Below are 21174 nucleotides of genomic sequence, written 5' to 3' on the forward strand. Positions count from 1 at the left end.
GCTTTAGAAAAGCTCTTTCGTTTGCTTCTTCTTTTTACCAAGAGAACTTCCCGATTTTCGCATTTGCTTAAGCCATTCCACATGCTTCACTTCACCCAATGAGCGAGCTGACACCATCGAGAATCGGATAATCTCGCCAGTTCGATCGGGATGTTGCTTCAACCATTTCAAGTGAGATAAATAGGGACCACCTTGCATCTCAAGAAACGCCTTGTAGGCAAGACGCGGTCCCGGCGTGCGCATCGCTAACGATTCAGTGATTGCATGCGTATAGAACTGGGCCAAACCTTCCTTGACTTCGGCATCAGAATGGCGGAAGCCATCGGTCGGCCATTCACCACCGTCAATATCTTTGCCTAGATGTGTATAGCCATGAGCGAGTTCATGTATAAGCACGACAATCGTCAAGTCTTCGATTCGCACATCTGCCATCGCAGCGGTCATTGCAATCGCGATCCAGTAGATCTCAATCTTGCTCTCCGAGCCATAAAAGTAGGCACCGAGAATGTCCTCACTGATATTTCGAATTTCCTTCCGAACCTTTTCAGCAATGGCAAGTTTTTGTAGGACGAGACCAAGATCACGAGAGCGAGCAAGCGAGCGTTCCGAAGCCTGCCATTTTCTGGGAAGCTTGTCCCAGTTTTGTACCTCTTCCCAAAAATTAAGCAGGTAGTCAGCGCCTGCAACCAACCCGCCAATTTTTGGCTGGCCGACGATAAGCTTCCAAAGAACAGGGTCGTTATAATGATTGATAAGGTTCGCCAACTCGCTTGAAAAGCCCTCGACAACTCGAATTGGAATTGACTGATTCGAGTCATGGTCGTTCAATCGCAACCCAGTCGAATCTCGAATGTGCTTCCGTAGCGTGCCATTCCATTGCTTTACTGCGCGAACCACCCTTTCCTCTGCATCCGGTGGAATGAGAGGACGGATCAAACGTGTTGTCTGTTCTTGTACCGAGTCCATTGCGCAATTACCCCGTCACCGGCCATAGATAAACCAGCCCGACCGGTTCGATTCGCTTCGCTTGGACTTCGTAGATACTTGCGATGCGATCTGGCTCGGTTTTGAGTTCTTCGCGAAGTTCGTCGAGACGCTTTGCCCAATAACGCTTATTGGCGTCGAGTTGCAGCAGTTCGTCGTCGACGTCCCCGAAATCAAACCGCATTTGATTGGGGTCGAGTTTGGAAATTCGTTTGATGGTGTCGGAAATGTGTTTGCGCTGCGTTTCCAAAATCTCACGCATCGCCTTGGCCTCTACGACTCCACGGGCGGCGAGTTTCTTTTCCGCATCGGCCGCGTATTCTTCGCCGCGGGTATCCAGGTGTGGCAGCAGTTCGCCGATGTCAGCGGCGGCAGATTGCTGGAGTTGTTGGATGACTTCGGGGGTCAGCTTGATGCCACCGCCCTCAAGCAGCGCGTCGCCCAACAAACCCATCGTCTTTGCTTCGGCGTCTTTGGCATAAGGCGACAATGGGCCTTTGCGGATACTGGGGTCAGCCCAACGTGCAGTGACGGGAATGAGCTCTTCGTGCAATCGAGCGGCACCCTCGCCGTACAAAGCCAGGCGTCCGAGAAGCACGACGCGCGGAATCGAGTCGGTCGCTTGGGCAAAGCAAGCCCGCGATAGGTCGTGATGAACAAATCCTTGAGCCGTGAACCGTCCGAGCAAACGTTGGACGACGCGCTGTTCGAGGTGCAAGTGAACGAAGTCGTCACCGACAACGCCAGGGTCTTCAAAAACGACGGGCCTAATGGGCGACGATCGTCGCCACTCCCATAGTTTCTGGTCTCGTTTTCGCGGAATCCGCAACGTGTCCATCGTTTCGGCCCATGTGGGATCAGCACCGGATCGCTGATCGATGGCGGGGAAGGTAAAACACGTGGCCCCGTCTTCGTCTTTGGTTTCGTCGAGCGTCTCGGTGCCAAGCAGAGCCAGCGAGCAAGAGATTGCGGACTGAAAATGTTCATCGCTAAGCCCAATGCTCTTGCGAGACTTTTCAAGTAGCGTTCGAAGACGGTCGATTTGTTCGCGAAGCTCAGTTTGACGCATCCGAGTCGCTTCAAGTTCGTCTTCAATCGCGGTCCTTTGATTCTCTTCGATGTCGGCCGCGTCGATCTCGGCTTCCATGTCGTCGATCGAACCGTGACGAATACCGAGGCTCATCGATTTGGTGAGTTTGGCGTCGATGACTTGCGACAGACTGCCGAGTTCTTTTCGGATCGTTTCAGTCTTCCGGACCAGCACTTGCAGAATGCGGTCTTCAGGTCGTTGCTTGTAAACGAAGTAATGGCAGAAGACTTCCTCCTTGGCCTGCAGCTTGCGGTCGATCCGTCCGTTACGTTGCTCCATCCGACTAGGGTTCCAAGGCACGTCGAAGTGAAACAGATTGCTGCAGTGTGCTTGCAGGTTCAGGCCTTCACGTGCCGCGTCGGTCGCGATCAAAATCCGAACCGGATGCTTCTTGGGGTCGGTGTTAAATGCCTGTTTGATCTCTTCGCGTTTGGGCGGTGGCGTGGGTCCGTGAAAAATGTTGATACGAGAGTCAGCTCGATCGCTGCCCGCGATGGCTGCTTCTAGGCGACCGACCAGATAGCGTTTGGTGTCGTCGTACTCGGTGAAGATCAATACGCGAGTGTCGTTCCACTGTGCATCATTCTTTCCAAGGTCAGGACACATGTTGTCGCGAATCCACTGAATCAGTTTCTCCGTTCGCGTATCCGTCTTGCCGCGCGATTGCTCGGCAATGTTGGTCATCTCTTCGAGCAGTAGTTGCTCGCGAGAAAAGAGTCCTTTGGAGCCCGCATCGATGGTCGGCCCCAGGGTGCTCGCTGACACCGCTTCCACCTGTGAAGCGACTTCGTTGTCCATTTCTTCTTCGGAAAGCGATGCGCGATCGTCATCGCTGCCGACGCTGCCGGCCAGGAGGTCGGCGTGACGCGGTGCTTCCGCCTCGGCAATCGCTTCGGCCTGCATCTTTTCCCATTGACGCTTGACGGTTTTACGGTGGACTTTCAACGTTTTAGCGAAAGCTTCGATGGATGAAAGCAATCGTTGCTGTAGTCCGGTGATGAGCAAACCCGAGGCGGCCTGTTTCCGCTTGGTTTCGTTGCTTAGACGCTCTTCCCTTGTTTGTCGGTACTCATTCAGCAAACGAGAAAGCTTCAGTTCCGGTGCGTCTTCCGGCAGCCCGTCGATCGTCACCTGAACGACGCGGCGTTTTGGGAAGCCTCCCTGAATCTCGCGAATGTCTTCTTTGATTCGGCGAACGATCGTTTCGTCGCGATGCTTGGCCGCTACGGGGACGCCACGACAGAAGCGTTGGGGATCAAGGATTTCGAGCAACGCGGAGAAGCTATTGGAGTGGCCGTTATGTGGCGTCGCCGATAAGAACAGCCGATGCTCAAACCTCGGAGCCAAGTCACGTACCGACCGCGTGATTTGAGAGTCGATCGCGTACTTCTGACCGCTAGAAGGTGCGGCGTGGTGTGCTTCGTCAAGAATGAATAACGATCCGCTACGGAACGTGCCAAGGTGGTCCCGCAGTGGGCCAGCATAAGCTTCGTCGATCAACAACCGATGGGAGATCAAAAATCGCGTGTGCGTGCTCCAAGGATTGACGCTGAATCCGCGTTCACGCCGAACTCGCTTCATGTAATCCTTATCGAGGATCTCAAACGTCAAGCCGAATCGAGCTTCTAGTTCTTCTTTCCATTGCAAAAGCATCGACGGCGGGCAGGAAACGAATATCTCGCGGACCTTTTTGCGAAGCAGAAGCTCCCGAGCGATCAAACCGGCTTCGATCGTCTTGCCCAGGCCCACGTCATCTGCAATGAATAGATTGACTCGAGGAAGCAACAACGCTTTGCGAAGTGGCTCCAATTGATAGGCGTCCAAACGGATGCCGGCACGAAACGGCGACTGAAATAGTTTCGGGTCGGTCGACGTGACGCAGTTCCATTTGAGTGTGTTTAAATACGCGGCGAACACTTTCGACTCATCAAAGCCCTTCGCGGCGATCGTTTCCCACGCTTCACTGGTCAAGACATGGGGATCCAGTTCCTTTTCCCAAAGCACCTCCAGTGGAGCGCCTTGGTTGTCGTCATCAACACAGGACAACTTTACTAGCGTGCTGTCCGCGACTCGCTTGGGTTTGACGATCTGCTCGACCAGGTAGGTTCGTTGCCGAATCCGAGCGATCTGTCCGGGCTGAAGTGTTTCGATGGTGGTCGTCATGCTTCGTTGCAATCCGGTTTGTGGTCGTCCTATTTCGATCGTTTGGGCTTTGATGCGGAGCGTTCAATGCTCTTGAGAAACTTGTCTAAGTCACTCCGTTTGAACAATCGGTAGCCGTTGGCCGGATTCCGATGCACAGGGATTTTTCCATCCTTGGCCCAAGTCCGAATGGTGTTCTGAGAAACGCCAAGTATTTCCGCTGCCTCGGACGTCAACGCATAGTCGGATAGTTTGGTCATTGTCGAATTCCAGTCATCGAAACTTCGTGTGCTGGTTTCGCCCCATCTTGTTGAATTCGTTTAGGGTACCAAACCCTGCAGCTCACGGATAGTCTGCGCGATCTACTGCTGTTAGAATTTGTAAAACCAGTGTGAAGGCGACGTGATGCGTGACTTCATCTTTCGTAGAGGATTTGTCGTGGAGTGAAGTGGTGCGAGAGAACAAATCAACCAACTTGGATTGAGTAAAAAGCAACAGAGAACGCAGACGCATGAATTCGGAATCAAGTAATGGCGGCGAGTCGACTCTATGGCCCGAATTCTGGGACTCTTGCGCGCGTTTACTGACGATTTATCCGGACCGTCCTGCGACGGTGGACCGAGATGCAGAGGTGAAGCAACTGGAGCGACAACTCAAGTCGGTTGCCGAAGAAATGCTGCCGGCGCTCTGCGAGGGCGATCACTGGGTTGGCGATGCGTCGGTCGGAAAGGGCAACTGGGCTGCAGTTCCCTGGGTGGCGTTCTTTGATAGCCGCGAGACGACCAGCGCACAAAAAGGCGTTTACCCCGTGATCCATCTTTCGCCGGAAGCTCCCGTTGGGATTCGCATTGGACTTGGGATTGCTGCGAAGGCTTATCGAGGTCGAGAGGACGAAAAGGCGGCAGCGGTTTGGGACGAACTTGGCAGCGATCGCCGACAGGAACTGATTGATGTCGGGTTCGTGGATGTGGTCAGCGGTTCGTCACAGCGAACACCAATCGGTTCGGGCGGTTTGGCACGGCGTTACGACAAAGGCATGGTGTTCGAGAGGTTCGTCAATCTCGAAGAGTTGAAACGATCGCCCGCGGAGTTGACCAAGGCTCTGAAAGTACTGCTGACCAGCTATCGGCATTGGGTTGATATCGAATCGTCAGAGCCTACCGACGACGTCGGCATTGACTTTCTGACCCTGATGCGAGAGTACGCTGACGAACGAGTCGTATTTCTAAGTCCGAAGCGTGACCGACGATTCATCATCACTGACGTTGATGACCGCGGCTGTACGGTTCAGCGTCTGGATTCGGAGAGTCCGGCTCGCGTGACTCTGTCGGCCTATCAGTCGAAATTGGCTTGGCTGAAGGAGCAAGGCGGACAGGCTCCAAGGAAAGAGATTGATAACACGACTGCAGTACAGATTTGCTACTTGCTGATGCCCGAGTTAGGGCTGAAGGCAGATCGGCGAACAGCACTCATCTTTGAGAACGATCAACAGCGTGCTGACAACTTGATCTCGCTGATTCAATCCATGCACGCGGTGACGCTTTACAAACCCGTGATCCTGACACTGGTGATTGAAGCGATTCGTGATGGGGAGCTGGATGATAATCGCATTTCGTTTGACTGGTTGCTGCCCCGATTTGTGTCGCGAATGCGAGAACATGGCAAGGAAATCGGCGAGCAGCAATTAGCGGAGGGATTCGGTCGTTTGGCGAGCGATTTATTTTGGATGCATGCTCATCACGACCCGAGCGAATTGCTTGACGTGTCCGCGCCCACGCCAGCGAAAATCAGAGAACGAGTCTCACACGCGAGGTTACAGGAAGCGTATTGGGAAATGCTGCAGGACGTAGATTGCCAGTCGAGGGTTTTGGATGCAATTGAATCTAAATGGTGGCCGGCCGAGCCGGTGGAGATTGATATGCCGAAGTATTGGATATTAGCGCCAGGCCAGAAGGCTACTCTTTGGGAAGACTGGCAAGAACGAGGCGTCGGTACAATCGGATGGCGTGACACGGGTGACCTGTCGGAGTATTCGTCGCAGGCTGAGCTGGAAGAGTACGCCGAGAGCAAAGCGGCGGCGAGGATGCTATGGCTGTTCTACAAGACGATGAAAACTGGCGACGTCGTTTTTGCGAAAGTCGGCCGCAGCGCGATCTGTGGTTGGGGGATCGTCACGGGAGAATATGAATACGACGAAGATCAAGAACCGCATCCGTCATCGCGTACGATTGATTGGAAGGGTGTTGACGAGCATCCAATGCCGTCAACGATGTTGCTGCCGATGCAAACCCTGACTCCAATGGATACGAACATCCCGTTCCTTTGTGAGATGAAGGGTGCGTACGACGGCATCCCTGGTTTAGATGCGATCGACTGCGACGAGGAAGATGATGATGACGACGAAATTGAGCTGATCGCCGAAACCAATTTGGCAGAGGCAACCGAAAACCTGATCGACGCGATCGAAGCTGAAGGGTTCATTTTTCATCCGTGGCAGATTGCAACGTATATCACTGCGCTGCGCACCAAGCCCTTTGTCATCCTGGCTGGTGTGTCGGGGACAGGAAAATCAAAGTTACCAGCGTTAGTTGCTGATTTGACCACAGGAAAGATGGATCGAGTCTCTGTGCGGCCCGATTGGACGGACAGTTCCGACGTTCTCGGCTACGTTGACCTGCAGGATCGTTTCCGTCCCGGTGTCGTGTTGAAGGCCGCGCGGATAGCATCGACCGATCTTGAGCGATATCACGTTTGCTTGCTGGACGAAATGAACTTGGCCCGTGTGGAGCATTACTTCGCCGAAGTGCTGAGTTCAGTTGAAGATCGTCGAAAAGCGACGACTGGCGGATTTCAGACGACGAAGTTAGTCGCTCAAACGCTGCCCGCAGAGTACAGGGAATGGCAAGAGCAAATAATGCCAGCGAACTTTGGGATCGTTGGTACTGTGAACATGGACGAGAGCTCTCACGGGTTCAGCCGGAAAGTACTTGACCGCGCTTTCACATTGGAACTGTCTGAAGTCGATCTCGACTTGGATCAGTCAACCTCATCGGTTGGATCAATGGATCCCGTCTATTGGCCGGCTGCGTTCTGGCACTGCAACGCAACACGACTGTCCGAGTGTGACCAAGACTCGCCAGCGTTCCGCGCACCAGCCGAACGAGCCACTGAAGTTCTTCAACAGGCGAACAAATGCTTGGTGCATAGTCAGTTGCAAGTGGGATACCGGACCCGTGACGAGGTCATCCTCTTTCTGCTGAATTCAGAAAAGGTGAAAGATTCATTTCGCACACGCGACGGTAAGCAGGTCGATCCGCTCGACCTTGCCCTCATGATGAAGGTGTTGCCGCGGCTAGTTGGCGGCAGCAATGCGATTCACCGAACAATGATCGGGCTGTTGGGGCTGGCACATGGGCAGTCCATGAACGAATCGGATGATGCTGAAACCGCGGTTAAGAGCTGGGCCGACGCAGACCGACCGGACGCAATCGAGGGTGTCGCCTTTCCACGAACAGCTTCGCGGCTTTGCCTGATGTGGGAGCGATTGAAGTCCGAAGGCTACACCTCGTTCTGGTTGTAGCCATGAAGCACTTGTTCCGCATCGCAACGAATCGTTTCACTCTCGACTGGCATCGTGTCCGCGAGAACGAACACGCTGTGCTGGCACAGTCGATGCCGGTCATGGGACGGTTACGGTTGGTGCCGCACGACGACGGTCTTCAGTGGCGTGACCTGATGATGCGAAACGGTGTACCGGATGCACTCGCATCGGATGCCAGCGATCCGAATGGACCGCCACTTTATGAACAGACCGAATACCAGCTTTACCTTCGCGGCGCGAATGACGGTGACACGGTCGAGATACGGCATCGCGATCCCGTTATCACTCGGGCGTTGAACTCGCAAGAGAACGGACGCGTGGTTCACGGAAGCGTGAACTTCCGTGGGCAGATAGGGCGCAGCCTGTTCTCGATCTACGTCAACGGAAATCGAACACTCGACTTTGAGGTCGAAGTCTTTCCAACGAAGATCGACTACGAATCGGACTACCAGGAAATCGTCGCCGATGTACAGTCGATTCTGACAAACCTCGCTTACGAATACCTGCGGTCGACTCACCAGATGGGCAAACGATCGCGTGATCGCCCGCCATCGCAGCTTGAGTGGCTGATCTTGATCGAACATATATTCGACGATCTCGACGAGGCAATGAACCACATTGCCCAGCGACCGACCCGAGGTCTGGTTCGACGCGAGCGAACGACGCAGCTGGAACGGATCCGCAGAGTGGATTCACGTGTGAGGTCCCAGGTTCGACGCGGTCGGGGAAAGGGGGCGTTGGTTCGACTTGATGGGTTCTCGTTGCGCGAGCAGATCACCGAGCGGCCCGCGGAGTTGACGCTGGACACGATGGAACACCGTTGGCTCCGGAATCAACTTGTCGACATTCAGCGAACTCTCGGGCAGATCGCGAACATCTACGACTGCGAAGCCGAATTGTCCTCGCGCCGCAAGCGAACGTCCGAAGGTATCACCCGTTTGAAGAGTCGAGTTTCGCGGCTATTGAACTTGGAACCGATCAAAGAAGCGGAAGGCGATCCGCCGATGGGGTTTGCTTCACTGCAACTAGTGTCGGCACCGGGTTACCGAGAGGCCTATCGGCTGCTGATGTTTCTGAAGATGGGTTTGCGGCTCGAAGGTGATTTGATTCAGTTGGCTGTCAAGGATCTGGAGGTGCTGTACGAGTACTGGACTTACTTGACTGTCGTTCGCATCATCCAAGACGAACATGGTCCTCCGCAGAATCTCGAATCGCTGTTCCGCGTTCGCTCGTCGGGCCTGTCGGTTCAGTTGAAGCAGGGCGAGACGCAGCAGGTCGCGTTCGCGGCTGGTAAGCATCGAAAAATTCGAGTCAAGTACAACCCGCAGTTTGCCAACCAAGACACCACACTGATCCCGCAGAAGCCTGATATCTTGATTCGCTTTGAAGAGGACGGTTGGCCCATTATCCAATTGGTGGCGGATGCCAAATACCGAATCGACGCGACCGATAAGTACCGTCAGCAATTCAAGTCGTTTGGCCCACCCGCGGATGCGATCAATGTCTTGCACCGGTACCGCGATGCAATCTTGGAGATCGACCAGACGGAATCAGATGCACTCGGGTTGAAGCGATCTGTCGTTCAAGCAGCGGCTTTGTTTCCGATGAACCTCTCGCCCGACTCCGACTTTCGTGATAGCCGCTTGTGGCAATCGCTGGAGCGACTTGGTGTGGGGGCGATCCCGGTGCTGCCCAGCAACACTGCGTTCTTGAAAGAATGGTTGCTTTCGGCCGTTCGCCAAGGCGGTTGGTCGATGGCGGACCGTGCGATTGCGAACTCCGCGGATGAGCGATCAAGGGACTGGCGAATCGCGGCAAGCGAAGCGGTTTTGATCGGAACGCTGCGTTCGCCTGGCACGCAGGAGCATCTCGATTGGATAATGTCGGAGCGAGTGTATTACCAGCCCTACGCCAAAACCCAGCCGCGCCAACATCACGTCAACCAAGTGGCGATCTACACGCCGGCCAGCTTAGGCAACCCGGGCATCCGACATGTGGCCGATGTTCGATCGTTCGAGTTCGTGGATCGCACCGAGATTGCGACCCCATGGCAACCACGACGCAACGAACCCATGGTGCTGTATCGGTTGAGTCCCATCCGTCCAATGAATCGTGAGATTAAGTTCACCTCTCAGGACTACATGCCACCTCAGGGACGCTGGACCACGCGTTTGGGACTGGAACGAGCAAGGTCCGTTTCTGAAGTCGCGTTGGAGACCGAGCCGGAATGGCGATTGTTGGAATGGCTGCATGCGACCAAGAAAACGTTTTCGATTCGTCTCGCTTCGGCAAGAAGCCAAGATGCTCAAAACCCAAGGGGCCGAGCTTGGTTTCACTTTGAATCTGGCGACCGAGTTCGCTTTGACGGCAAGAATGGTTTCCTCTGGCGTCCCGTCGAAGGAACTGAGCGTTATTTCTCGCTGAGAGATTTCATCCAGCATCAGGAAGCGTAAATGTCAGCCGACAAGTCCCGTGTGAATCGCATCCTCGTGGTCGTACCATGCGGAAAAGGAATGGGCTGAAGTTGTTCGGTTCGCCATACACGCCTCGTTTTCACGATTGGGCGTACATGAAGAAGCGTGGGCAACTTGATCTCGTTTGGCAATCAGTTCCCGATGATGTGGACATTTTCATTACGCATGGTCCGCCAAAGGGTGTTTTGGATATCACGCACGACATCGAGTCAAAGGAACTCGTTCAGGTCGGCTGTGCTGCTCTGCGACGACACGTCGAAGAACGGATCAAGCCGAAGATACACGCCTTCGGTCATTTGCACGACGAAAAAGGTATCAGCAACTACGGGATGTTCACTCGCGGTGCAACGCAGTACATCAATTGTTCATGCTGCAATCTCGCAGCGAAGTTGAAGAACAATGGGTTTGTGATCGAATTGTAACCGAAAATGCAAAGAACGCCCGCGGGGGATTGCTCCTCTGCGGGCGTTTCGGTTTTCAGTTCGTCTTTCGACTTACAGTTCCACGAATTCGACTTCGCGGACGAAGCGGGATGCGTCGTTTTCTAGGAACGATTGGCAGACGTTGAACACGGCGTCACTGAAGCCGCCGATGTTTAGAATGTCACTTCGCTCTGGTGCCTGGCTTGTTCCGTAAAACTGATGGTCGATGCAAACCAGCTTCGGATCGGCGATGCCGTATCGACCTAGCGTTTTTTGAACTTCTGGGCAGTGAAGCGATATTGCGTTTCGAAATTATTGATTATTGTTTTGATCTCCTTGTTGCTTCCATAGCGACAACCCGTCGTATTGGGGGAGCACACCGCTGGGGAAGGTTTTGCACGCGAGTATCAGGTGTTTGCCGAAGCGGGCAGCCGGTGGCCATCCGTTGTGCCATGCTCCTGGCGGCATCACTTTCACTCCACCGCGTGAGACGAACTCTTTGCTCACAAAGAAAATGAAGTCTTGCAGTTCGCTCATCGGGCCGTAACTGCGATGCTTAATCACGTCAACGTGAATGACCTTGGATTGATTGATCACCAATGTTGTGTGCAAATGTTGCGGTTGCTGGATACGCCCAACGTAAGATGGGTTGAGCACATTTGCGTCATCATAGGCAGGCGACCAGACGTGGTTGGGGATCGGAATTCGTTGCCATGTGATGTCGCCAACTGTCAATAGAGGCAACTCATTTTGTTCGATCTTTCGCAGCTCATCGATGCCTGGATGCGGTCCATCGCCCCAGGCGGTTTGGCTGCGATCTGGATCTGGGGAGTCATCTTTACGGCGATGGCTTTCGGCTGCAATGTCAAATGCTTTTCTAAGATCACCGAGTGGACAGTGGGCAGTCGGTCGTTGAGTCATCGGAAATGTCTCCAGCGGAAAGGCACGAAGACTCACGCATCGACGACTCTGCTTGATCGGTCCGCTTGATTGCCGATTGACAGCCGCATGTCGGTATAGAAACCGAGTCCACCTTGCCCGGACCGGGCAGGTTGGCAAGGGCGTGAGCCCTACTCTTCATGTTTAAAAAGGGCAAGCCACACTGACTCGCACTGATAATACTAGGCGTTAAACCGCTGGATTCGGGGCGCAGCTTTCCAGGAAAACCTCGAAAAGGCACAAAAGATCAGCAGCACATGGCTTCACGCTACATAAAAACGCCCGCGGGGGATTTCTCCTCCGCGGGCGTTTCGGATTGTAGTTCGCCTTTCGACTTACAGTTCGACGGATTCGACTTCGCGGACGAAGCGGGATGCGTCAATGAAGTTTGAAGGGTGACGGGTGAAGTGCGAAAATATGCGATTGCAGTGACGCTCACTACTCGTCAGCCTAGTTCAGTGGGATCGGATGTCGATTCCGGCAATCATGCTTCGTCTGATCCAGCAGCATTGCGAACAAGTTCGCGAAACGTTGGTCGCAGTGACTTGTGCAAGAAACGAGCGAACGATCCGTCCAGGTTGCGGATCGCGATTAGTTCCACCACGTCAGCGAAGTCTTTATGGGTCCGACGCAGGTTACTCATCCCACATGCGATCTTCATTTCGATTAAACGTGACAGGCGAACCACAGATAGCCCTTCGATCTGCTCGACATTCAGGTCGCCAATCGGTTCGGACACCGAGACCTCGGTTCCCTTGCCAGCCTTGTGACCCGCGATTAGAAACTGAATCGCGATCCCGTCTTCGGTGCGAAACTCCGCTTTCTCTGAATCCCACGCAAATCCGGCCTCGGTCAAGACGCTTCGTACTGAATCGCTGTCTTCGGATCGAATCACCAGATCCAGGTCCGTTGTGTTTCGTTGGTAACCGTGCAAGCAAACTGCAACGCCTCCACACACAGAATAAGCGATTCCGGCTTCGGTGAGCAATTCATGGCAACGCGCAGCGACATCCCAAAGCGATTCGTTGCCAAGCATCATGTAGACCTTTTGTGCTGTGTTCATCATTTCCCTCGCCTCCGATTATACCTGCACCACGCCGAAGCGAAATAGAGACCGAATAAGGGCGAATGCAGAGCAGAAATCGAAAACGCCCGCGGGAGATTGCTCCGCCGCGGGCGTTTGAAGTGGGATAAGCTTCCAGCTTGTCATTTCGACAGGCAAGATGCCTATCCCACGTTACAGTTCGACGGATTCGACTTCGCGGACGAAGCGGGATGCGTCGTTTTCTAGGAACGATGAGACAACGTTGAACACGGCGTCACTGAAGCCGCCGATGTTCAGAATGTCGTCTCGCTCGGGTGCCTGGCTGGTTCCGTAGGGTTGAATGTCGATGCAGACTAGCTTGAATGACAGGCAGGATGCCTATCCCACGGGTAGTGATGCAAAAAACGCGATCGACGAAGCGGCGGAAGGGTGAAGTAAGAACTTAGAAGTGTGAAAAGTAGGAATCAGATCCCTTCAAACTTCACCCTTCTCACTTCAAACTTCCAAAGGTCGTGTGCGTTTTCTATTTCGTTTTCTTCTTGGTGGTCTCTCCCATTTGTTTCCAAAGGGAACGGCCGTTGTCTCGGTCCAGCCGGACAAGTTGTTGCTGTCGTGTGTCGAAAGCGATCAGGTTTCCCTTGGGTCGCTTCGCGTAAACAAACGGCAAGCAAACGGCAACGACTTTGTGCGGTTCGCCGGCCGCGTTTGGCAAGTGGCGAAGTCGAACGAGTTCGTCGATGGGTTGCGAGATGCCCGAGCAGTTCCATAAGTAGGACGGAAGCTCGATGATCTCGCTGAGGATGGTGACATAGTCACCTTTGGCGATGTCTTCGCCAGCGATCCTGGCCGCGACGGTGGTCACGGTTTTGGATCGGGTTTCGGTTGTGGTTTTCATGTTTCCGTAATCGTTGAAAGTATGATTTGTGCATGTGTGTTCTCTGCCCGACCGCGAGCTTGAATTACTCGCGGCCGGTCGTAATGGCGAAACAGGAATGTAAAACACGCATAGTTCAGTCTCTCGAGACGACGTTTGGAAGTTTGAAGTGAGAAGTTTGAAGTCGGGTGTCTGCATTCCTCACACTTCACCTTTCTTACTTCAAACTTCATCCGTGCACTCCGATGCGGAAGTTAGTCGTGTATTGGATGTGGGATAAGCTTCCAGCTTGTCGAGTGCTTGATGACAGGCAGGATGCCTATCCCACGGGTTGTTTGAAAAACGATTGACGAAGTTTGTTAATCAGACATTTCGATGCTCTACCAACTGAGCTACGAAGCGGACACAAGGTTCACTTCGGTGGGACAAAAGAAGTTGGAAGGGTGAAGTGTGAAGCATGTTCGCGCTGATTTTTCAAACTTCCAACTTCACCATTCAAACTTCAAAAGATCGACCAGCGAACCTTTTGAATCAGACGGGCCTTTGGCAAAGATGTAGTCCGATTCGTCAGTTGGTCGATCAAGAAACGCTGGTGGGAGTCGAACCCACTTGAACCGGGTTGCAGCCGGCCGCCTAGCCATCTGGCTCCAGCGTTAAGATAGGGGTGAGTCTTGAGTTGTGAGTCCTGAGAAAAGAAAGAGGAAAGCATGCGGGATCATCGAAAACTACGAGCGTTCGAGTTGGCCGATCAGCTTGTTATGTCGGTCTACTCAGCAACGAGGACATTTCCGAAGGACGAAATGTTCGGGCTGACGTCGCAACTTCGTCGTGCTTCCGTTTCAGTTGCGTCAAACATTGTCGAAGGCTGTGCCCGCAATTCGCAGGCCGACTTCGTTCGCTTTCTCGATATGGCGTTCGGCTCAATACGTGAAGTTGAATATCAATTGACCATCGCAAGGCGGTTCGAGTACACAAGCGGCGAGACCGCCGAACGACTTGCAAGCCAAGCGGATGAAACAGCAAGGGTGCTCGCTGGACTCATCCGCTCACTTCGCTCGTCTTCCTGATTCCCTCACTGCTCAAGACTCATCCCTCAGGACTCATTCTCTAAAAGTAGTCGTCACGATTGACGCCATCACAGACGTCCCGATCGGAGGCAGCAACGTTTGAACCGCTGGCCGCTGCCACATGGGCATAGGTCGTTGCGGCCGAGCTTTTCCTCGAGTTGCTTGCCTTGGATGATTCGGACTCCGCGTTTGACTTTCGTCTCCGACGGGAAGCCCCTACGACGTTTGCTCATCGGCTTGAAAGCATTGGGCGTTGTCGTCGTCATACATGTGTTCGTATCGCATCGTTCTGCTCGGGTTTGAGAGTAAGAGTGTTGAATCGAGAAATGACCAATCGGCGAAAGGGTCACTCAGATACCGTTTCCTTTTCACAAAAAGATGTAATCCAAGCAGGCAGTCGATCGGTCAGAAACGCCGGTGGGAGTCGAACCCACTTCGATCCGCTGAAAGCGGATTACCTGGCCATCTGGATCCAGCGTTTTTTTGTCATCCTAGAACAGACCTCATTGCCGACGCTGGGGTTCGCATGAATTTCTTGCCAAGCCGAAGTATCAACCCTGGTGACAAAAGTAGTCCTGCAAAACTCAGCTTCCAATTTTTTAAACCCTACACCCAAATCCATGGCGGCAGGAAAGCCTAGTGCGAATCCGCACCGCAATGGATGCACTGCTTTGCATGCTCCGACGCAAGACGCTCACCACACTTCGGGCAGGGAGGTCCCGTGAGCACTCGCTTCCGACGCTTGGCTGGTCTCGGGGCACACCATTCCATCTTGATGCCCGCAGCACGTATGCCCGCGTCGGTCTTGACGAACGCCAAGTTGAAACTGACCGATACTTCTTCGTGTCGATGGCGTCCGTCGCCAACTAATTGAAAAAAGGTGCTTCCGATGAACCGCTCTTTTTCAATCGCCCTTGTATCGACAAGAGCATTAGGGAGCCCTGTCTTCTCTAGCCAGTCGCTGGCAAGCGCGAGCGATTCCTGCCGCCGGATTCTCGTTGGGATCGACATCTTCTTGGTGATCGCTGCGAATTGCGTCGCCAGAAACTCGCCCACTTGCCCCCGTAGGAATCTTGTAAAAATGTCACTCGACGCTTCGAAATCCCCCTGAGCAAACGAGTTGATCAACGTTTTGGTTAGATCCTTGGTTCCTGCGGCGCGTGGATGCTCCGCTGAGAGCAGCGGACGCGGAAAAGTCTTCGGCCATCGCTTTTCCCATCTGAGTTTTCCCTTCGCTGATAACCCAGATTCTTGCGTACCACTTTCAGCCGGTTGCAGCTGAAGTACGTATTCGATCATGACTTCGACTTGTGAATCGTCGAGCGTCGCTTCGTCTACCGTTTCGAGCTCTTCTTCCTCGAGATCATTATCACGATCCGCCGCCAGTTCGAACAACCACACCGGAATCGGCTCGCTGGGATGGCTGCGCCGGAACAGTTCGATGTAGGACAGTTTGCGACGGCGAAACAAGTCGGTCGCCACGTCCGAGCAGAGATAGGCATAGCATGTCAATGTGTAGCGACCTGGCGGAAATTGAAAGATCGAATAATCGACCGATTGCGTGACCTGCGGGTCGGTTTGACGTCCAAAGAACCCGCCGCCATCGACGACGAGTTTGCCAGTCTCTAATTGAATAGAACGACTTGCTCGCGCGACCCAGGTTTCTTGTTCGAGGCAGTCCAGTTCACCGACAACGAGTCGCCCTGTGATTCCGAAGTCCTCTGGAAGTGAGAGCATAAACGCGTCGCCGCGCAAGGCGGCCTCGATGCGGTCCTTTACCGATCTCAGGTTTGCTTGGTGGCATGCATCAGCGATGCAGATTAAATCGGGATCCTCGCCGACAGAAAAATCAACGCGTTCTTCGTCGTGAGAATTCTCATTCATACCTATCAGCTCCCAAGCCAATTTACAGTTTCAGACATTCGCTCCCAGACCGAATTTTGATTCTACAGTAAACGAACGGCCATCGGTTTTTCTGACATGCAAGTTTTGTGACAACTGCCTGCAAGTGCTCTCGCCAGGAATCGAACCTGGTCTACGACCTTCGCCCCGTCGCAGAGCGATCCACAAGATCGACGTCGCGTGCGAATCCGGCACACTCCAAGGACAAGAAAATCAGAGCCGACGACTGGGCACCCGCATAAGCGAGCCAAAAAAGAAACACTGCCAAGAGCGGTGCCTTTCTCAGTCGAGCCACGTCGGCGTGGTTTTCAATGTAGCCCAACCACGAATCGCGCCTCGCACGAAAAACGTCTCGTTAGAAAAAAAACGTCTCGTTAGAAACCAGAAGAAGGGATAATCTCGTAAGACTTCACGCTGTTCATCCACGACCCGCTGGCAAGATGACCCGTTATACAGGCCAGGATACCGAGAACGCCAAAGATATGTTTACGAGGCTTCGTTCCCCCTTCTACTGACTTTGACACTCGCCCACCTACGAGCAAACGGCTATCGCTTCAGCTATAATCGCCAACATTCGGCGGCTCCATCAGAAAATTGAGATTGATCCAATTGCAATGCGTATTGTCCTAACGATCCTACTGCTAGCGTCACTCCCGAACGCTGTTTGCACAGCCCAAGAGAGTGCCGCAAACGAAGCAGTTAAATATGTGAATCGGGCTCGTTGGTTAAGGGGACATTCCCGTATGCAAGAGGCTCGAAACGCTGTCGTTAAGGCCGAACAGATCCTCCAGAATGCCAATGAAGCTGGCGATCCGGCGATGGTCCAGGTCCTCGGTGAACTTGCAATTCTTGAACGCGTTTTCGGTCGATTAGAAGACGCTCTCAAGTACGCAAAACGCGCAATAAGTCTTGCTGATTTGGTGCTTGACGACGACTCTACCGAACGGGGCCACCTTCTCTACACGCTTGCGATGATTGAAAGTCAACTAGGAGATCAAACATCGGCGATTGAATCGCTGAATCGTGCAATCTGTGTATTTGAAGACGCTGGGTCCGAAAGCCGAGTTGACATCGCGATGAGTACGAGTTCGCTAGCCGCGATGTACGATGCCATTGGTAATATCCCACAGGCCGAAACGCACTTCATGGAAGCTCTTCATCACTTTGATGCCAAAGTGAACCCCAACCCCATCGACCAGCCCATTGTGTATTCAATGATTTTAACCAGTGTCGGGGCCTTCTATCGTGATATTGGAGACTATGACAAGGCATCAAAGTATCTACTGCAATCGGTAAAGCAGTCCGAACAATTGCACGGTAGTTCTAGCATTCCCTTTGCCGATGCTTTGAAAGAGTACGCGTTTTTGTTGAAGAAGCGGGGACAACTGCACGAGGCCCAGATTCACTACCGTAGGGTACTTGCGATCGAAGAAGATCGTTTGGGAAAGACGAACCCAAACATCGCTTTCGATTGGCACATGCTTGGGGGCGTCATGGCGGCTTCTGGAGAAAACAAAGCCGCGATTGATTGCGATCTCAAAGCGATTGAGCTGTATGAGAATGTCAATGCTGGCAAAACACCGTTTATGGCGACACTGTTAAACAATTTGGCTTGGAGTCATTTACGAGAGGGCAATTTTGGGGAAGGCGAGAAGCAGCTCGATCGAGCCTTGAAGCTCTATTTGGAGATTCATGGTAGCGAGCATTCCGAAACTGCAAACGCTCTCTCGACTCGCTCTGTTCTAAAGGCGCATGCGGGCAAACTAGATGGTGCAATCGCTGACTTGAAACAAGCAACGAAGATCTACGAACGCATCATTCGCCTAACGCTAGACGTTGGTTCGGACAAAGCGAAGTTAAACTTTCTCAGAAGCTTGGAGGGCAAAACGAATCTCGCCTACTGTTTGCACTTCCAATTCGCACCGAACAATCAAAACGCGGCCCGACTGGCTCTAGAAACAATCTTGCAAAGAAAAGGACGGGTAATGGAGGTACTTCGAGATCGTCGTCGACATCTCAGTCGTACCAAACATGTTGACGAAGGGCTAGTCGAGCAACTTGGAACGGTAAAAGCAGAGCTTTCGAAGTCACTGCTCCAAACTGGCGGTGTTTCGCATGAAGCCAAGCTTCGCATTCATAGCTTGAAGGACAAACAAGATCAGCTTGAGAGACAGTTAGTTTCAAGTCTGGGATCTCTGGGGGTTGACTACCAGGAGCCTTCGCTAGCATCAGTCGCGCAGGGGCTGCCGACAAAGGGGGTTCTGTTGGAATACGTGAAGTATTGGGACGAAGATCTGAGTGTTCCGCAAGGCGCTCGAGCATCCATTCCACGTCGTTATGGAGTCTATTTACTACGGTCGGATCAGACATTCGAGTTCGCCTTACTCGGTAAAGCCGATCGAATTGACTCGAAGATCATTGAGTTTCGCAAGGCCATCGCAGATCGGTCTGAGGCTGAAACCCGTCGTTTAGGAAAGGAACTGTACGAGCTACTTGTTTTTCCATTGCACCGGCACCTTGCCGACAAACGGCAGATTTTGATTTCACCAGACAGTTTTCTCAATCTGCTGCCTTTCTGCGCACTGATTGACGATCGCGACAGATTCTTGATTGAAGACTTCGAGTTGACCTATCTGGGGTGTGGACGCGACTTAATTCGTTTATCGAGTGAGCCTACCAAGCGAGAGGCAGTCTCGCCGATGTTCATTGTCGCGAATCCTGCAACTGACGCCGAATTGGGTGAAGAAAGCACTGCACGTCGTTCGCGTCATCATGAAACGAGAGAATTTACGAGCCTTCCTGGTGCAGAAGCGGAAGGCAAAGCAATCAAGCGGATGTTTCCAGCAGCCAGTCTCGTTTCCGGCAAAGAAGCTTCAGAGTACATTGTCAAGTCACTAAAATCGCCGCAAATGGTTCATGTTGCCTCCCACGGATTCTTCCTGCCTCGAATTCGACGCGAAGTGTTTTTTGACTACGGTGGAGGGAAAACTATGAAGCTTTTGTTGCCTGAACCTTTGTTGAACGAAAACCCGTTGGTACGTAGCGGTCTAGTGATGGCCGGCGCTGATCATTTCTGTGGTGGTCATGGGGATGACGGAATCCTGACAGCGTTAGAACTGTCTAATGTCGATCTCTCTGGGACCGAACTTGCGGTATTGTCGGCGTGCCAAACGGCGGTTGGTGAAGTATACGACGGAGAAGGCGTATTCGGTTTGCGACGAGCCTTAGTTCTGGCGGGCGCTCGCACCCAGGTAATCAGCTTGTGGAATATCGATGATCAATCAACGTCTGTGTTGATGCAACAGTTCTATAAGAATCTGCAAAACGGGCAGTCACGATCGGAGGCGATTCGATCATCTCAATTATCATTGCTCAGAAATGATTATAAGTCACCGATTCATTGGGCTGTCTTTCAGCTCTCTGGCGATTGGAGATCATTAAATCTTGACTGACTTAACTCGTCCGCTTCCCCAGTTGCGTCGTTCTCGGCTGGATAGAGAACCGGGGCCGGTTGCTGCAGCCAGAGTTTCGTTGGGCGCGTCTTTCATCAGTTTGCTCCCTCATCAAGGTGTAGCAAGTGCTCTCGCCAGGAATCGAACCTGGTCTACGACCTTCGCCCCGTCGCAGAGCGATCCATGAGATCGACGTCGCGTGCTATTCCGGCACACTTCGAGAACAGAAGCCAGGTGTGAGTCTCGAGTCCTGAGTCCTGAGCGTTCTTCCTCAAAACTGGTCCCTCAGGACTCACTTCTCATTAGTAACCCGCCCAGGAATCGAACCTGGTCCGACAGTTTCGAAGACTGCCATGCTGTCCAGCACACCCACGAGTCATTTGGAAGTCCGAAGTAAGAGGAGTGACGCTTGAAACAGGTTCGCGGCTTTGTTCGAACTTCACTCTTCACTCTTCTCACTTCTTCTTTGTTTTTCCCATTTGTTTCCAAAGGGAACGGCCGTTGTCTCGGTCGAGCCGGACGAGTTGTTGCTGTCGTGTGTCGAAAGCAATTTTTTGAAGTTTGAATAGTGAAGGGTGAAGTTTGAAAGACGAACACCATACTTCCTTCACTCTTCACATTTCACCCTTCAAACTTCATTTGATGTCTTCGCCAGCGATCCTGGCCGCGACGGTCGTCACGGTTTGGGATCGGGATTCGGTTGTGGTTTTCATATTTCCGTAATCGTTGAAAGATCGAATTGTGCATGTGTGTTCTCTGCCCGACCGCGAGCTTGGATTACTCGTGGCCGGTCGCAATGGCGAAACAGGAATGGAAAACACGCATAGTTCAGTCTCTCGAGACGACGTTTGGAAGTTTGAAGTGAGAAGTTAGAAGTTTGAAGTCGGGTGTCTGCATTCTTCACACTTCACCTTCCTTACTTCAAACTTCATCCGTGTACTCCGATGCGGCAGTTAGTCGTGTATTGGATGTGGGATAAGCTTCCAGCTTGTCGAATGCTTGATGACAGGCAGGATGCCTATCCCACGGGTTGTTTGAAAAACGATCGACGAAGTTTGTTAATCAGACATTTCGATGCTCTACCAACTGAGCTACGAAGCGAACACAAGGTTCACTTCGGTGGGACAAAAGAAGTTGGAAGGGTGAAGTGTGAAGCATGTTCGCGCTGATTTTTCAAACTTC

13 protein-coding genes, 2 tRNA genes and 1 riboswitch are annotated in these 21174 nt (G+C 52.8%); of the genes, 5 read left to right on the top strand and 10 right to left on the bottom strand.

Annotation, left to right across the window (positions count from 1 at the left end; all coding sequences use genetic code 11):
* Nucleotides 1-3: 3 nt before the first annotated feature.
* The 3 genes from CA13_RS08630 to CA13_RS08640 are packed head-to-tail and all read right to left on the bottom strand — an operon-like array spanning nucleotide 4 to nucleotide 4476.
* The gene (locus CA13_RS08630) at nucleotides 4-966 is read right to left on the bottom strand and encodes a hypothetical protein (protein WP_146395561.1); all 963 of its coding nucleotides are present in this window, start codon (nucleotides 964-966) and stop codon (nucleotides 4-6) included.
* 7 nt (nucleotides 967-973) lie between these two features.
* A complete protein-coding gene (gene drmD, locus CA13_RS08635; protein ID WP_146395563.1) occupies nucleotides 974-4237 on the bottom strand; it encodes a DISARM system SNF2-like helicase DrmD in 3264 nt (1087 codons plus the stop codon).
* Between the two features lie 29 nt (nucleotides 4238-4266).
* Nucleotides 4267-4476, bottom strand: coding sequence for a MerR family transcriptional regulator (locus CA13_RS08640; protein ID WP_146395565.1), 210 nt, complete (start codon nucleotides 4474-4476; stop codon nucleotides 4267-4269).
* Between the two features lie 251 nt (nucleotides 4477-4727).
* Here CA13_RS08640 and CA13_RS08645 point away from each other — a divergent pair, with 251 nt between their 5' ends.
* The 3 genes from CA13_RS08645 to CA13_RS08655 are packed head-to-tail and all read left to right on the top strand — an operon-like array spanning nucleotide 4728 to nucleotide 10713.
* Nucleotides 4728-7796, top strand: a complete 3069-nt coding sequence (locus CA13_RS08645; RefSeq protein ID WP_146395567.1) for an MrcB family domain-containing protein — start codon at nucleotides 4728-4730, stop codon at nucleotides 7794-7796.
* A 2-nt stretch (nucleotides 7797-7798) separates the two neighbouring features.
* Nucleotides 7799-10270, top strand: coding sequence for a DUF2357 domain-containing protein (locus tag CA13_RS08650; protein WP_146395569.1), 2472 nt, complete (start codon nucleotides 7799-7801; stop codon nucleotides 10268-10270).
* A 47-nt stretch (nucleotides 10271-10317) separates the two neighbouring features.
* Nucleotides 10318-10713: a metallophosphoesterase family protein gene (locus CA13_RS08655; protein WP_146395571.1), complete on the top strand. Its 396-nt coding sequence runs from the start codon at nucleotides 10318-10320 to the stop codon at nucleotides 10711-10713.
* Between the two features lie 312 nt (nucleotides 10714-11025).
* Here CA13_RS08655 and CA13_RS08665 read toward each other — a convergent pair whose 3' ends face one another.
* The 4 genes from CA13_RS08665 to CA13_RS34895 form a co-directional block, all read right to left on the bottom strand.
* Complete coding sequence (locus CA13_RS08665; protein ID WP_146395573.1) at nucleotides 11026-11634, bottom strand: hypothetical protein; 609 nt, start codon at nucleotides 11632-11634, stop codon at nucleotides 11026-11028.
* A 55-nt stretch (nucleotides 11635-11689) separates the two neighbouring features.
* A riboswitch (SAM-I-IV-variant riboswitch) is annotated at nucleotides 11690-11801 on the bottom strand.
* A gap of 335 nt (nucleotides 11802-12136) precedes the next feature.
* Nucleotides 12137-12718 carry a nucleotidyltransferase domain-containing protein gene (locus CA13_RS08670; protein ID WP_146395575.1) on the bottom strand — a complete coding sequence of 194 codons (582 nt, stop codon included), beginning with the start codon at nucleotides 12716-12718 and terminating at the stop codon, nucleotides 12137-12139.
* A 502-nt stretch (nucleotides 12719-13220) separates the two neighbouring features.
* Nucleotides 13221-13592 (bottom strand): hypothetical protein, encoded by a 372-nt coding sequence (locus CA13_RS08680; RefSeq protein ID WP_146395577.1) that lies wholly within the window; start codon nucleotides 13590-13592, stop codon nucleotides 13221-13223.
* A gap of 563 nt (nucleotides 13593-14155) precedes the next feature.
* Nucleotides 14156-14226: transfer RNA gene (locus CA13_RS34895), tRNA-Cys, on the bottom strand.
* Nucleotides 14227-14278: 52 nt separating this feature from the next.
* Here CA13_RS34895 and CA13_RS08685 point away from each other — a divergent pair.
* Nucleotides 14279-14638, top strand: a complete 360-nt coding sequence (locus CA13_RS08685; RefSeq protein WP_146395579.1) for a four helix bundle protein — start codon at nucleotides 14279-14281, stop codon at nucleotides 14636-14638.
* A gap of 68 nt (nucleotides 14639-14706) precedes the next feature.
* Here CA13_RS08685 and CA13_RS08690 read toward each other — a convergent pair whose 3' ends face one another.
* Together CA13_RS08690 and CA13_RS08695 are read right to left on the bottom strand one after the other, a co-directional pair.
* Entirely contained in the window at nucleotides 14707-14904 is a 198-nt protein-coding gene (locus tag CA13_RS08690; RefSeq protein WP_146395581.1) for an SEC-C metal-binding domain-containing protein, read from the bottom strand.
* Between the two features lie 370 nt (nucleotides 14905-15274).
* The gene (locus CA13_RS08695; RefSeq protein WP_146395582.1) at nucleotides 15275-16522 is read right to left on the bottom strand and encodes a zinc ribbon domain-containing protein; all 1248 of its coding nucleotides are present in this window, start codon (nucleotides 16520-16522) and stop codon (nucleotides 15275-15277) included.
* A gap of 761 nt (nucleotides 16523-17283) precedes the next feature.
* On the opposite strand from CA13_RS08695, the gene CA13_RS08700 reads away from it, so the two are divergent.
* The gene (locus tag CA13_RS08700) at nucleotides 17284-19992 is read left to right on the top strand and encodes a CHAT domain-containing tetratricopeptide repeat protein (protein ID WP_419194104.1); all 2709 of its coding nucleotides are present in this window, start codon (nucleotides 17284-17286) and stop codon (nucleotides 19990-19992) included.
* 306 nt (nucleotides 19993-20298) lie between these two features.
* Here the strand turns inward: CA13_RS08700 and CA13_RS34900 are convergent.
* Nucleotides 20299-20370, bottom strand: a tRNA-Arg gene (locus tag CA13_RS34900).
* Nucleotides 20371-21174 lie beyond the last annotated feature (804 nt).

Source organism: Novipirellula herctigrandis (genome assembly GCA_007859835.1).
GTDB classification, from domain to species: Bacteria; Planctomycetota; Planctomycetia; order Pirellulales; family Pirellulaceae; genus Novipirellula_A; species Novipirellula_A herctigrandis.